The sequence below is a fragment of the Kitasatospora sp. NPDC101235 genome (assembly GCF_044767505.1).
GTDB lineage: Bacteria > Actinomycetota > Actinomycetes > Streptomycetales > Streptomycetaceae > Kitasatospora.
Map to the genome: position 1 here is coordinate 1 of NZ_JBIWNZ010000066.1, position 13,082 is coordinate 13,082.

General features: G+C 69.8%; 17 protein-coding genes. 6 read left to right on the forward strand and 11 right to left on the reverse strand.

The genetic code is table 11. From position 1 onward, the window contains the following. Nucleotides 1-798: 798 nt before the first annotated feature. Nucleotides 799-1,125 carry a hypothetical protein gene (locus ACIRRH_RS43135; protein ID WP_403078900.1) on the reverse strand — a complete coding sequence of 109 codons (327 nt, stop codon included), beginning with the start codon at nt 1,123-1,125 and terminating at the stop codon, nt 799-801. Between the two features lie 66 nt (nt 1,126-1,191). Next, nucleotides 1,192-2,322 carry a DUF1259 domain-containing protein gene (locus tag ACIRRH_RS43140; RefSeq protein ID WP_403078902.1) on the reverse strand — a complete coding sequence of 377 codons (1,131 nt, stop codon included), beginning with the start codon at nt 2,320-2,322 and terminating at the stop codon, nt 1,192-1,194. Between the two features lie 169 nt (nt 2,323-2,491). On the opposite strand from ACIRRH_RS43140, the gene ACIRRH_RS43145 reads away from it, so the two are divergent. The 6 genes from ACIRRH_RS43145 (at nt 2,492) to ACIRRH_RS43170 (ending at nt 6,314) form a co-directional block, all read left to right on the forward strand. Continuing rightward, complete coding sequence (locus ACIRRH_RS43145) at nt 2,492-2,887, forward strand: carboxymuconolactone decarboxylase family protein (RefSeq protein WP_403078904.1); 396 nt, start codon at nt 2,492-2,494, stop codon at nt 2,885-2,887. 26 nt (nt 2,888-2,913) lie between these two features. Beyond that, on the forward strand, nt 2,914-3,288 hold the full coding sequence (locus ACIRRH_RS43150; protein ID WP_403078905.1) for a DoxX family protein: 375 nt from the start codon (nt 2,914-2,916) through the stop codon (nt 3,286-3,288). Nucleotides 3,289-3,665: 377 nt separating this feature from the next. Then, the gene (locus tag ACIRRH_RS43155) at nt 3,666-4,088 is read left to right on the forward strand and encodes a hypothetical protein (protein ID WP_403078907.1); all 423 of its coding nucleotides are present in this window, start codon (nt 3,666-3,668) and stop codon (nt 4,086-4,088) included. Between the two features lie 448 nt (nt 4,089-4,536). Next, entirely contained in the window at nt 4,537-4,869 is a 333-nt protein-coding gene (locus ACIRRH_RS43160; RefSeq protein WP_403078908.1) for a hypothetical protein, read from the forward strand. Nucleotides 4,870-4,911: 42 nt separating this feature from the next. Then, nucleotides 4,912-5,142 (forward strand): hypothetical protein, encoded by a 231-nt coding sequence (locus ACIRRH_RS43165; protein ID WP_403078909.1) that lies wholly within the window; start codon nt 4,912-4,914, stop codon nt 5,140-5,142. 197 nt (nt 5,143-5,339) lie between these two features. Then, complete coding sequence (locus ACIRRH_RS43170) at nt 5,340-6,314, forward strand: C45 family autoproteolytic acyltransferase/hydolase (RefSeq protein ID WP_403078911.1); 975 nt, start codon at nt 5,340-5,342, stop codon at nt 6,312-6,314. 526 nt (nt 6,315-6,840) lie between these two features. Here ACIRRH_RS43170 and ACIRRH_RS43175 read toward each other — a convergent pair. From ACIRRH_RS43175 to ACIRRH_RS43215, 9 genes are all read right to left on the reverse strand, one after another. Further along, nucleotides 6,841-7,386, reverse strand: a complete 546-nt coding sequence (locus tag ACIRRH_RS43175; protein ID WP_403078912.1) for a GNAT family N-acetyltransferase — start codon at nt 7,384-7,386, stop codon at nt 6,841-6,843. Nucleotides 7,387-7,479: 93 nt separating this feature from the next. Continuing rightward, nucleotides 7,480-8,082 (reverse strand): hypothetical protein, encoded by a 603-nt coding sequence (locus tag ACIRRH_RS43180; protein WP_403078914.1) that lies wholly within the window; start codon nt 8,080-8,082, stop codon nt 7,480-7,482. A gap of 67 nt (nt 8,083-8,149) precedes the next feature. Beyond that, complete coding sequence (locus ACIRRH_RS43185; protein ID WP_403078915.1) at nt 8,150-8,485, reverse strand: hypothetical protein; 336 nt, start codon at nt 8,483-8,485, stop codon at nt 8,150-8,152. Continuing rightward, nucleotides 8,482-8,658 (reverse strand): hypothetical protein, encoded by a 177-nt coding sequence (locus ACIRRH_RS43190; RefSeq protein ID WP_403078916.1) that lies wholly within the window; start codon nt 8,656-8,658, stop codon nt 8,482-8,484. Before ACIRRH_RS43190 ends, ACIRRH_RS43185 begins: the two co-directional genes overlap by 4 nt. A gap of 440 nt (nt 8,659-9,098) precedes the next feature. Beyond that, a complete protein-coding gene (locus ACIRRH_RS43195; RefSeq protein WP_403078918.1) occupies nt 9,099-10,280 on the reverse strand; it encodes a hypothetical protein in 1,182 nt (393 codons plus the stop codon). Between the two features lie 101 nt (nt 10,281-10,381). Beyond that, the gene (locus ACIRRH_RS43200) at nt 10,382-11,038 is read right to left on the reverse strand and encodes a transposase (RefSeq protein WP_403078925.1); all 657 of its coding nucleotides are present in this window, start codon (nt 11,036-11,038) and stop codon (nt 10,382-10,384) included. 39 nt (nt 11,039-11,077) lie between these two features. Beyond that, complete coding sequence (locus ACIRRH_RS43205; protein WP_403078920.1) at nt 11,078-11,410, reverse strand: CPCC family cysteine-rich protein; 333 nt, start codon at nt 11,408-11,410, stop codon at nt 11,078-11,080. Between the two features lie 204 nt (nt 11,411-11,614). After that, complete coding sequence (locus ACIRRH_RS43210) at nt 11,615-12,286, reverse strand: hypothetical protein (protein ID WP_403078921.1); 672 nt, start codon at nt 12,284-12,286, stop codon at nt 11,615-11,617. Between the two features lie 214 nt (nt 12,287-12,500). Further along, nucleotides 12,501-12,752, reverse strand: a complete 252-nt coding sequence (locus ACIRRH_RS43215; protein ID WP_403078923.1) for an FAD-dependent oxidoreductase — start codon at nt 12,750-12,752, stop codon at nt 12,501-12,503. Nucleotides 12,753-13,082: the final 330 nt, after the last annotated feature.

Sequence of the window (13,082 nt, forward strand, 5' to 3'; positions counted from 1 at the left end):
TGCGGCAACCGCTCCTCGGCGAAACCGCGGAACTCCTCCAGGTCTGCGCTACGCACAGGGCGTGCCTCCGTTCGTCTCTGCCCACTCGACGGAGCACACCCGGTGCCGGGATGTCACGGGTGAAGGGAAAATTTCCGCCGATCTCGCAGGGTAGGGAGTTTTGCGGGCTTCTGATCGCCGGATGACATCCTGCTATGCCGCTGGTTCCGTCGGTTCCTCGACAGAAGCAGTGAGCGGCCCCGGGGTCCCTCGTGCCGCCCGAGCGAGAGGACGCCTCCACCCCATCGCATCCGCCCGTCGACGACGACGAGGACGACTGACGACGAGGCCCCGGCCGCCGTCGCAGGCGGACCGGGGCCGGTCGCCGGCATCCAGGCGGCAGATGAAGCAGGGCCCGTGCTGGGCGTGTTCGCTGTAGGTGGCCAGGTCCATCGGCTGGCGCTCCGTGCGGTTCCCCTTTCTGCGTGCGCCCGCGTTGGGCGGGCGGTGTTCGGCGACGGGTCCGGCGCCGCGAGGCTGGCTCGCGGCGCCGGGCGGGGCCGGCCGGTCAGACCGCCTGGGCCCGGCCATGCTCGACGCTGATCTCCGGGTGAGCCGTTCGCGTGAATGGGAGTCACTCGTGCTTCCACCGACGGCGTGCGGCGCGCGTGGCCTTTCTTCAATAGCTGCGGCCCTCGCCGTCTGCGAAGCAGCTGGAGCGGCGCCGAGCGGCGCGAGGTGCCCGCGTCCGCTGTGTGGAGTGCGGCAGCGGGCGCGGGCACTACGGGTTTACGGGGACGGGGTGCCCGGCCGGGTCGGTCACAGGGTGCTGCACTGGCCGGCGCGGGCGCCGGTGACGGTGTTGGGGTGGCCGTCGTCGGTGGGGGGCGGGGTGTTGCCCGAGCAGGCCAGGGAGCCTGCGATGGTGTTGCCTTCGATCTCGGGGTGGTTGTCCTCGGGGAAGGGCCCGGTGCCGGAGTTGCCGATGACCGTCAGGGATCCGCCGATGCGGTTGCCGATGGCCTCCAGGCCGCCGGTGTTGTTGCTCGTCGTGGGGGTCCAGCACCACGGTGACCGGCGACAGGTCGGGGCCGACCAGCGCGAAACCGTGCCCGGACGGGCACACGGCCGACCCCGCGCAGCCACGGCGTGGTCTCGCCGACGAAGCGGTTCTCGTGGACCACGGACCATGGGTCGCTGCCGTCAGGCCCGCTACTCGCCCCCTGCTGCCCCATGGGCGGGTACGGCATTGGTGGCGGCCACCGCACAGTGCAGGGCCCGCGCGATCTTCACGGCGTCGCCGACGGCCCAGACGTGGATGAAGAACATGCGGGGCGAGTCGACCAAGCCGTGATTGTGCAGTTCGACGATCCCGATCCCGTCGCGCTGGAGCACGCCCAGCACATGCTGCGCCTCCCCGGCCAGCACGGCGACATCCCCGCTGAGCGCGGCGCGGCCTCCTCCCACCGGCTGGAAGCTGAAGGCCGTGGTCGCCCCGGAACCGGGCGGCAGGACATAGTTGCCGTCGGTGATCGTCTCGCGGCGCAGGAAGGCGCACTTGTAGACACTGCCGTAGACGGTGCCTGTGGTGCCCAGGGCGGCGTCGATGCCCGCCGTGTCCAGCTCCAGCTTCTGCGGGTGAGTCGTCGAGGACTCGGCAGGCGGCGTGCCCGTGTGGGCGAACGCGGCGCGCAGGCCGCGGGCCAGGGCCAGGGCGTTCGGACCGTGTCCGTGCGTATGGATCCACACGACACGGGGAGTGTGATCGGGCAGGTGGTTGTGAATGGCCACCTGCTCGATGCCGTGTGACTGCAGCGCGCCGGTCACCGGGAGCAGTTCCGCCTCGGTGACGGCCAGTTCTCCCATGGTCAGGGTGGTGTTGTCGGCATAGCGGATGAAGGACACGTGCGAGCCGACGGCGAGTTCCGACGACACGGTGACGCCCTGGGAGACGACATGCAGGTCGGTGCGTGGGAAAGCCGTCCGGTAGATCAGCGTGCCCAGCATGCTGCCCTTGCGGCCCAGCTCCGCCGCGACGTGGGTCCAGTCCCCCGCGGTGCTCTCAGCCGGACGCACCAGCGCGCCGGCCTCCTTGCCGTCAGCGGCCGCCTCACCTCCGGGGGCGTGGTCCGTGCCGCCGTACGCCCCTTCGTGCAAGGCGTCCTGCCCGGCGCCGACGGCCCGTCCCGGCAGTGCCGCGAATGCCGATCCCAGCACGGCCGTGGTCAGGACGCGGCGTCGTGATGCCCCTGCGCCTGTTCCGGTCGGTCCCGGCCTCGCTTCGGTAACCACGTGTTCGCCTCCCAACGTGCCGCGTCGTGAAATCAAAACACCGTTCGTCATGCGGACGACGATTCGACACACACGGACCGACCGATCCACCCCCGGATGGAGTGTGTCCAGGCCGACGGCGTCCAGCCCGGCTGTTCCTTCGAGCCGCCCCGTCTTGCGGTGGGCGGCGGTGTTGCTGTCGGAAGCGGCCAGGCCGTGGGGGCTGGAGGTCGCCCGGGACTTGGCTCTGCGCCTTGTCCGATGTGGTGTGCCGGCGCTGGTGGTGGTCGGCGGTGGACACCTTCAACGTTGCGCGGGCGTTGGCGCGCTGGCCGCGGCGCTGACGCTCGCCGACCTGAACAAGGTGCCCACCGAGGTCACCGACGCCGTCCGCGACGGCAAGCCCGTCCCCGACGAGCGCCTGGCCGCGCTCGCGGCGTTCACCGAGGCGTTCGTCCAGACCCGCGCCCTGCCCAGCGCCGCCCACGTCGCCGACTTCCTGCGGGCCGGCTTCACCGAGACCGACATCCTGCAGATCCTGCTCGCCGTGTCGGTGAGGACCATCAGCAACTACACCAACCACCTCTTCCACACCCCCGTGGACCCCGCTTTCGCCCGCCGCGCCTGGCAGGACTGACCCCTCGGACAGGAGAAACACCCCCCATGAACCTCGCCCTGTGGACCGCCACCGCCCTGGTCGCCCTGGCCGCCCTGGCCGCCCTGGCCGGCGGCGTCAACAAGACCTTCACACCCAGGGAGAAGATGGCCACCCTGCCCGGCGCAGCCTGGACGAAGGACGCCCCCGCCGGGCTCATCAGGACCCTCGGGGCCCTGGAGTTCCTGGCCGCGCTCGGCCTGGCCCTGCCCCGCATGCTCGGCATCGCGCCGGTCCTCGTGCCGGTGACCGCCGCCGCCTTCGCCCTGCTGATGGTCGGCGCGATCAACACCCGCTGCCGCTACACCGGGGAGGCCGCGTACATCGCGGCGGATACCGTCCTGCGCGCGCTCGCGGTGTTCATCGCCGCCGGCCGCTTCTGACCCCTGCCGCTTCCGACCCCGGAGGCCCCGGCCGCCGGCCCCGGGGCCGGCGGCCGGGGCCCTGCACCGGGGCGGCACCCTGGCCCGCCACGCGTCATAACCGGGCCGAGTGCGGCCGGCGCTCGCCGATCCTCCAGGTCGGTCTGCCTCGGCCCGAAGTCCTGACCCGGATTCGGGAGAGCAGTCGGCCGGACGTCGACCGGGCCCTGCGGGCGAGCGTGGACCGGTACCGGTAGTCGGCGCCGGTGGCGACGGCGGCGAGTTCGTCGGTGGAGTCGACGGACCGACCCGGCTGTACGGCGGCGGGGGCATCCGCGACTTGCGACGGGTGCCGTGGTGTGCTGCGCTTGAAGAAACCGACGGGACGGTGTTTCCCCGTGTCCGAACTGAGTAATCCGCGCACCGATAAGACCTGCAATGGTGCTGTCGCACTGCCGATCAGCGAGTCGTTCCGCGAGAGTACGACGGTGGTGATGTTCTCGCCTCCCTTCCATGCGGCCATTGGCCGGACCATCAGCATTCAGCTCACGGCAGAGATGTTCGATCCCTCAGCCAACCCGGCGCTCGGGACCGTGGGCGTCAATGTGAACCAGTGCTGTGACGTACTGGATTCAAAGGTCTCGGACCAAGTGGTCGGCGCCATCGGGCCCAACGGCTCCCCGCAGACCACGACGACCTCCGTGACGTTGACGGACGAGTGCACGCTGTCGACCCATGTCAACGGTGACTGCGTCTACTATCTGCGGCTCAAGATCGCGAGTTCGCTTGAGCAGGTCCTGTTGTCCTACTCAATCTCGTGAGACCGACCGGCTGGCGCCGGTAGGGAGCGGCCTTGCGTTCGACGGCCAGGAGCCGGTCGCCGTCCGGGTTGTCCAGCGTGGCGGTGAGGGTGTGTCAGCCGCCCCGACCGAAGCGCCGCCACACCGGGGCGTCGGCGCCCTGGCTGTCGAGGAGCTGCAGCAGTCCGAGGGCCAGGCTTCGGGTGAGCGCATGGGCGCCCCGGCTGTCGGAGACCGGCCGCGACGTGCCAGGTCCTACTGCAGGCCCAACACTGCCGCACACCAGCCCACGGCTTCGGCCGTGTGCCAGCCAGGTCGATCTCCCGCCCGGGCCATGTCCTGACCTGCCGTGAATGCCTGCTGGTGTCCCGGGCTTCGCTGTTGGACCCGGGTCCACAGGGCGCGCGCTTCCGCGTGGTTGCCGGTGCTGGCGAGGAGCTCGATCAGGTCTTGGGCGAAGCCCCAGGGCGTGAGCAACGCATGGGGGACCTCCGCAGCTGACGGCCTGGAAAATAGGGTGCTTCTCGACACCTGCAACTCCACCCCGGCGGCCTGGCCGCACGAGGCCGCCACCATCCACTACCACGCCACCGAGGGCCGCTCCTGGCTCCTCGCGCTGGACGGCACCGGCGCCTGGCCCGCACCCCTCACGGACGACGCCGCGCCCGCCTCCGCTTCGGCCACGGGCACGGCCGAGCAGCTGCTCCTCTTCGTCTGGGGCCGCCTCACGCTGAGCGACCTGAAGATCGAAGGCGACCAGCAGGTGTTCGAGCAGCTGATCGCCTGGGAGCCCGAGGAGTAGCCGGTCAGGCCGTCCGCCGCGCGGACGGCCAGGCTCGTCACCGTGAACTCGATCGAGTGCCCTGATCCGCTCCATTTGCTCTTCTCCAGCGTGATCACCTCGCGACGACCCGACGTTCGTCGTTCCAGTGGGTGCCGAGACTTCACCCAGACGAAGCCGTCGAGCATCGGCGCCAGGCAAGCGGCACCGGCGCAGACGACGTCGGCGGGCTTCTCCGAGCGCATCAGGCCGGTGACGAGGTCATCAGGCGGCGGCGAGATCACCCGCACATGATTCCGCACAGTGACCAGCCGTGGAACCTGGATTGAGTCCAAGGAGTGCGGTTGCGGTCAGTAGTCGTAGGCGATGAGTGATCGTCTGGCGGGCTGCCCGGTCCTGTCGTCAAGGCTTGCCCCTCACACCATGCTTGACCCTCACACAGTGACAGGGCGTGGCCTGGTGGCAGACGCTGCCGAGGAAAGGTGCCTGCCATGTTGATCAAGGACGTCGGCTTCACTGCCGTGGATGTCGGCGCCGGGACAGACGACCGCTGGGCCGGCCTGGTACAGGATGGCCAACCGCGTGCGGCCACCTGGATCACCCCGCAGATGCGGACGTCGGACGGCGAGCGCGCGGCGAAGAACGTGTTCGCCGCCCACATGCCAGAGCTGGTACCGGTCTTGCACCAGCTCTCCGCCGGGACGCCGGAGCCCGGCGCGATCGCCCTGCTCACCCAGGTCGGCCTGCGACCGTGGTTCGCTGCCTGTACCCAGGCCGCTGTGGACGGCGTACTGCTGCGCAACTACGACTACGACCCGGCCCGCTGCGACCGCAAGGTCGTCCGTTCCGACTTCCTGCGCCCGGTCATCGGGACGGGCGAGGTGCAGTGGGGCCTGCTCGATGGCACGAACGACGCCGGGCTGGCGGTCTCACTGACCTTCGGCGGCAGGTTCGTGCACGGCCCGGGCTTCGCCGCCCCGATCGTCCTGCGGTACCTGCTGGAGACCTGCGACAGCGTTCCGCAAGCCGTGGCAGCACTGCGCCGGCTGCCGATCGCCACCGCCCAGAACCTCACCCTCGTGGACGGCGACCAGGCCCTGACCGTCCACGTCGGCCCGGACATGACGGCGACCGTAGCCCCGGAGCCGATCGCCGCCAACCACCAGCTCGACCCGGTTCCGCGGGGCCAGGAGGCATTCACCCGCACCCACGAACGGCTCGCCGCCGTGCGCGCGGCGACGGGTGCCACCGGGGACCGCGTCAGCTCGGTGCTGCGGGCGCTGCTGCGGCAGCCTCTCTACCAGGCGCGGTACGCGGAGTGCCTGGGCACCGTCTACACCGCCGTCTACCGACCGGCGGAGGGCCGTGTGACCTACCACTGGCCGGGTGAGGCCTGGGAGCAGTCGTTCGCCACGTTCGAGCCGGGTGTCCGCAGGGTCGACATCGGCCTGCCTGATCGCTGCTGAGGCAACGTGGAATAGGCCTGGGTCTGGGTGGAATTGACGGTTGCTCAGGCAACACTGGAGGCCGTTGCCCGGCATCACCACGGCGGCGCCGCACCCTGGCGACCCGGCGGCGGCCGCGTACCTTGGTGACCGGCACCAGTGCGCCACCAATGCTTTGACCTGCGAGAACCGTCGACACCTTGATCGCTCACCAAGGCTTCTGGGCCCAGCCTCGGGCGGGCATCGAGGTATCGACCGGGAACCTTGGTGGGCCGCCCGCCACCTCGGTGACCGAGTGACCGCCGGAGCGCGGCTCGCTTTGATGCCGTTCCCGGGTCGACCTCCAAAACGCCGGGAACCCGGACGGCTTGGTGGCTGCGACCTGCGGCATCAAGGTATGCGGAGGGGTCACCAAGGCTTCTCGGTCGATGGCTTGATGCCCCGCCGGGTCTGGGCCGGGAGCAGCGGGCGCAGGGGGTGCAGCAGTTCGGCGGTGACGTCGGCCGGCGCGGTGCTGCCCGCCCCGGAGGCCACACGGCCCGAGCCGTCACGATTGCGGCGGGTCCGCTCGTAGAAGCCAACCCTCACCGCCGGTGAACTCGACGCCCTGGAATGAGGCACCGATCAGCACGTGATCGAACCCGAGTTCCCGATGCAGGTCGAGTGAGGCGCGGTTCCTGGCGGAGATGAAGCACCAGATTGCCGAGTCCCGTTCCCAGACCCAGTCCATGCGCCGCCGGGTCAGCAGCCTCGCTATAGCGCGACGCCGCCAGGCAGGATCCACCGTGACGCCGGTCAGATAGTAGCCGGCCGGGGCACGGTCCACAGGATGCTCAGGAAGGAACGCCACGTTCGCGTACCCGACGGCTTCACCGGATACCTTCGCAGTGACCACTAGGCTGCGCTCTCCACAGCGCGCCCGATGGATGCGGTCCGCCCATTCGCGCGGCGAACCACCGCGAGCCCGGGCCTGCAACAAGGCCAGCGCCGGCACATCGTCCCCGGTCGACTCCGCCACCACTGCGGACACCGGGGCGTGCCGCTTGACCGGATGCGGCAAGTAGGCGGCGAACCGCAAATCCATCCCTGCCATGCCGCCCTCTCGCACCCCGGCCCATCTTCGGCCCACCACGCTATTGCCGCCCACGCGAGTCTCGCTACCTGGCCAACGATGCGAGACGATCCACTAGGAGTCGGGGTCGCCGAGCGGGTCTTCGAAGTCGCCGATCATCGCCGGGTCGTCGTACGTGTTCGACTGTGGCCAAGGGGTGGCTCCTGTGACACCCAGGTCACCGCGCATTGCCTCTCTGGTGGCGCGTATCAGGGGCCAGAGTGCTTGTTGCGCCTCGGCGGCGGACCGCAGGGTTTCGCCCGACCTGGGGTTTCCCTGTTCGATGCGCTTGATCTGCCCGTACACCCGGGTCAGTCCGTCGTTCAGCTCGTTGGCCGGTCCGATCACCGTGTCGGGGGCGACCATCAGGGTCTCGGACCAGCGGTCCCGGTGGGCGTCTTTGGCTCCTTCCAGCGCCCGGATGTCATCTTCCCCGGCTGGGCGATCCCGCACGACGTACAGCTGGCGGCTGAGTGCTGTGGCGAATTGCCGGGCCTCCCGGTGGAGTTCGGTGTAGCACCGCCTCCGCAGTTCGCGGTTTTCACGGGCCTCTTGAATGGCGTGACCCATCTCGAGCTCGCGCTTCTTGGCCTGGTTGGCGCCCCTTTGGGTGAGCAACGCACCGCCCAGCGTGCCTGACACACCGGTGATCGCAATCAGTACCGCCCCAAGGTCCATTGGATCACCATAGGGCTTTGTTTCTTGGACCATGCCGGTCGGCCGACGCGGCCGGCCTGCTGCCGGTCTACGGCTCTGGGTTGGGCGGGTCTTCGGGAACGACGACGGCGATCCGCACGGTCGGCGGCCAGGGCGGCGCGGAGGCGTAGGCGTGCACGACGTTGACGGCCGGTCGGCCGACGGCGGGGTCGCCCTCGATGCGAGTGGAGGACAGCTCGACCCGCCGGCCGCCCTTGGAGAGCGTGTGGACCAGGCGGCCGAGCCGGAGATGCTGCTCCAGCTCGGCGCGCAGCGCCTCCAGGACCTCGTCGGCGCCGAGTTCCTTGACGCGTTGGGCGGCGCGGTCGGTGACCACCGCGACGACGTCGCCGACGGGGCCGTGCGGGTTGTGCAGGCGACTCACTCCGCGCCCGTGCGGGCGAGCAGGTCGGTGACGGCCTCGTCGATCGCGTCGGTGGCGTCCCGGCCGGCGGCCAGATGGACGCGGCCGCGGTGGGCGGCGACGATCTCGGCGACGGCGGCCAGGTCGACCACGGCGGGGACCTGGTCGACCTGGTCGAGCCGGTCGACTGGCACGCGGGGCAGCAGCTGGGCGGGCGGCCTGACCTGCCCGCGATCGGGTTCCGGCGCCCATGCGGGCGGGGCCGCGTGATTGCGGGCCTGCCGGTTCAGGCGATGACGAAGGCGACGGTGAGGAGGGCTGAGTCGGCGACGGCGGTGCGGCAGCCGGCTGCCACTCTCCTCCTGGACCTTCGGCATGGTGGTGCTCCCCCTTCGAGTCGGTGGTCGCGGGGGCCGGCCTTTCCCGGCCCCGTCGAGGGGATCGTCGTCCGCCGCGGCTATGGACAGAGAAGTTGCGGAAAGTCCATGGATTTCCTCCGGGGGAATTCGCCGGGCGGCCATGGAAAAAGTCCCGGCTGCCTTTTCGGCGGCCGGGACTGGTCTTTTCCCGCGACACGGGGCCGCCGGAGGGGTCTACAGCCCCTCTCGACATGACCGCACGTCCAGGGTCGGGATCAGCCCGTGTGCGGGGGCCATGGGCCGGCGAGCAGCCGCTCGGCCTCCGTGACGATTGCGTTGGCGATCTCCTCGCGTGTGCTGTGCTCGTTCGCCTCCCAGTCGTTGACCAGGTCGACCAGCGGCTTCAGTGCCTCGGGCCGGGCCAGCACACCCCAACCCTCGTACACGATCGCGCCACCACCGGCTGCGGGTGCCGTACTTCCATTCACGATCAGCCGGAGCCACCAGCGGACAAGCTCCCAGCGGACCGACTCCCACGGAAGGTCCGTGTCGTTGGCGGGAAGACTTGAGGCGAGACCCAGCTCGGTGAGCACCTGCTCGAAGAGCACACAGGCCTGCCCGTATTCGTCGTGCGACAGGCCGGCGAGCAGCGGTAGAGACGGCGCCTCCACATCGAGCGCCAGCGCCACCAGCCCGACCTGGACCAACTGGTCGTCGTAGACCTGGCGCCCGATCAGACGCTCCAGCGCCAGCATCCGCAGGTGCTCGACCGCCTCCGCCGGGGTTGCGGCGTAGTGATCGTGCGGCGTGGTGAACGCGGTCTCCGGGCAGCCCTCGACGATGTACAACCAGAATCCGACCGTCGCACGAGTCCGGGAATACCCACTCGGCCGGCCAGTGAACTCATGCCGGATGTAGTCGGAGAGGTCGTTCCCGTAATAGATGATGTCGGTCTGGTGGACCGAGAGCACCGGATGGCCCGACTCACCTGCCGTGCCGGGCAGGTAGCGGTGGCTGTAGAGCGGAACCAGCTGCGGGACGGTCGCCAGTTCGGTTCGTGCGATCCGTAGCGCGTCCGTCGTCTCGGCGGGCCTCGGCCCCCAGTCCGGGTACCAGAATCCGTTGTGCTCGACATCGAACAGCACGCCCTCGACCGGCCAGGACAGGCGCGCCCGCAGGTCCTCAGGGTCGCCATGGCGCCAGTCCGGCCAGCTTCGCGATCCGTGCGGGAGTCCGACGGAGAGGAAGACCCGGTGGTCCGCCGCGAAGCGGAAGCCGAACCGGCCCTCGATGTCATCGAGTTCCTGCTCGCTGAGACCCGGCCCGATCTCGGCACGGAGGAGACCCTGGAGGTCCTTGGCGGCTTCGAGGGTCAGCGGTCGGGTCGACGGATGGATCATTCCGGCAGCGTAGTGGCCCGATGAGACTGCGAGCATGGCATTTCCCTGGCCACCCACGTCGAGATGTCCGTGGGTCGTCCGGAGGGGGCTGACGGTCGGGGCATCCTCACCGCCGCTCGGACAGCCTGAGGTTCAGACACAGGCACTAACCTTGACATTTAACCTTCTGCGGTAGTTCGGCGGGGTTTGGTGCCTTTCCCGTGGTGGGTGGGTCGGGCGTATGCCTCGCCGGTGGCGAGGACTCTGCCCACGTCGGGGCGGCGTGTCGGGCACCGGTTCTTGGTGCGGGGCGGTCGGCCGGGGCCGGGGAGGGTGGGTTTCGGTGCGCGGGGTGGTGAGGGGACCTTCGTTTGGAGGTTCCTGAATCCGCGTCGGACGTGGGCGGGCGTGAGCTTGTTCGGTTCCGCCGGCCGCTCCCACGGGCGGCGGCGATCGGCGACGAGCGGGCGGCCATCGGCGGCACGCGGCAACGGCAGCCCGGCGAGCGTGCGCCACAGCCGGTCGACGTCAAGACGGCTCTTGTTGAGCGCGCCGTACAAGGCACCGTGGCCGCGGCGGTACTCGGGGGCGAGCGCGAGGCCCACCAGAGTCTTCACCGGGCCCTCGGTGCACAGCAGTGCGTCGGTCAGCTCGAACAACACATCCCGGCGACCGGTCAGGCAGTCGTAGAAGTCCGCCCGGAAGCGTGACAGTTCCGCAAACGGATCGCGCTGGACGCCTGTTCCGTCACACTCATGGCTACGGCCTCGCGTTAAGTTCTGGATCTCTTGGTCGAGTTCAGGATCACGCGAAGGCCGTTCCGCCGTCCGAGGAATCCCGGTGTGAGTGACAACCCCAGCGGATCGCCCGGACCTCTAGAGCTGGCGATACTCCGGGTCCTTGTACTTCCGCTCCCCGGGGAAGGGCGCGCGAACGTACTTGACCCACTGGGGTGCACAGGCGCCGATCGTCTCGTAGTTACGTTGCGCCTCGGCAAGGCTCAACGTCCGGTTCGGACCATCACGGACCTCATCGCGATCGTGCTCGTCCTGCCCGTCGTCCTCCCAGTAACACACCAGGCACGTCTCGTTCGCCCCGCGTGTTTCCATGGTCAGGTAGCCGCAGCACGGGCAGGCGTACGGACCGTTCTCCGGCCCGAGCACGATATTGAACCTCTGCGGGTTGGCACCCTTGTCGTCGCTGGTCACGTTGCCACAGATAGCAGCAGTCACCGACAGTCCGAACACGGCCGGAAGTTAAACGTCAAGCTGACAGAGGTTCAGCGGGTTGGGCGGCTGTTCCGAGGCCTGCTCGATGTTCACCAGGGGCATCCCCGCCGCCCGGCTGCGCATCGTGCGACGGGCCTCGCCGAGCAGGCTGTGCTCTCGGCCGTCGAGCTCGTCGCAGTCGGGTCAGGTCCGCTCGTAGTGCGCGAGGTACCCCGCGAGCTCGTCGTCCATGTTCTCCTCTCCGTAGCCGTGCAGCGCGCACCATAGGCGGTTCTCCACCCAGAAGCGGTACGCGAACTCCTCGAACGAGAAGGCGCACTGAGCGATGGCCCCGAACCAGTCCACGGGCACGTCCGGCTCGTCCCACTCGGGCGCGTGCGCGATGTCCAGCGGAGAGGCCACCACGAAGGCCCCGCTGGTGGGACGGAGGTAGAGGTACCAGTGCACGCAGTCCTGCTGGTCGCGCAGGAAGCGGACCAGGAAGGCACCGGGCTCCACCGGGCTCGGTATCGGCAAGGAGACGTCCGTCCAGCAGGCCGTGGCCGACACCGCGTCCAGGGCCCGGTGGCTGTCGGCGCCGGTCTGGAAAGCGATGAAATCGGCGGGCAGCACAATCCCGGCGCCCGCCAGCTCAGCAGCAACGGCGTCGAGGTGCCCGGCGAGCTCCGACACCACCGGGCCCGTGCCGCCAAGCCACCCGAACCCGCCGTCGAAACGGGCCGGGTCCAGCGGCGGCAGCGTGCCGGAGTCGTACCACTCGTACGTACCGCCACACGGGCGATGCGGACCAAGGTCGGTAGCGCACCAGAGGGATTGGAAGACGGGGTAGTAGATCGGCTCGGTGGCGGCGGTCACGGTACTCCTCGGTGCGAGTTGCTGTGTCACCCGCATCCTGCCGACCGAGACTGACAATCCGCGGCGCGTGCCTGTGCGGTGAACGCCAGGCGACCGCCGACGAGGCCGGCGGTCGAGCAGGGTGGCCAGGGCACACGGCAGTATCGATCACCCGCCCCGGGAGGGGCGTCAAGGTGTCGGCGGGGCGCGGCCGGGCGCGGATCCGGTCGCGCCTTCAACGAGCGGGATTCGACGCGCTGGACCCAAAGCGGAGCGGGGGACGCCCGAAGACGATCAGTGACCAGATGCCGAATGCCGCCGCGGAGCCCGCCCCCGCCGCCGTGACCACCTGCGCGCGCGGATCGGCGACGTTGCCCACCGCCCAGACCCCGGGCACGCTGGTGCGGCCCGTGCGGTCGGTGGTGACCCAGCCGCTCTCGTCCCGCTCGCAACCCAGGCCGAACAGCAGGGCGTCCCGGGGCACCATCCGCGGGAAGACGAGCCAGCACCAGCGCGGCGTTCAACCCAGCGGCGCCCGCACCGACCACCACGACGTCGTAGTCGGAGTGCTCCCTCCCCCGACCGTCCGGCCCGTGGGCCGTCCCGTTCTGATGTTTTGCCAGCCCTCACGGGTGAACCTGGACGTCGGTGATCGAGGGGGTCTGTGCACCACGCGGACGGGGGTCTCCCCACCAGCCGGACATCCTTGAGAGAAGTAGAGAGGACCCCGGGGAATTGCGTCCGATGACCGATCGCGAGCCGGGCGTGGAGCTGAACTGCGACATTGAAGCACCATCCTCTGGTGTCGTTGAAGGGC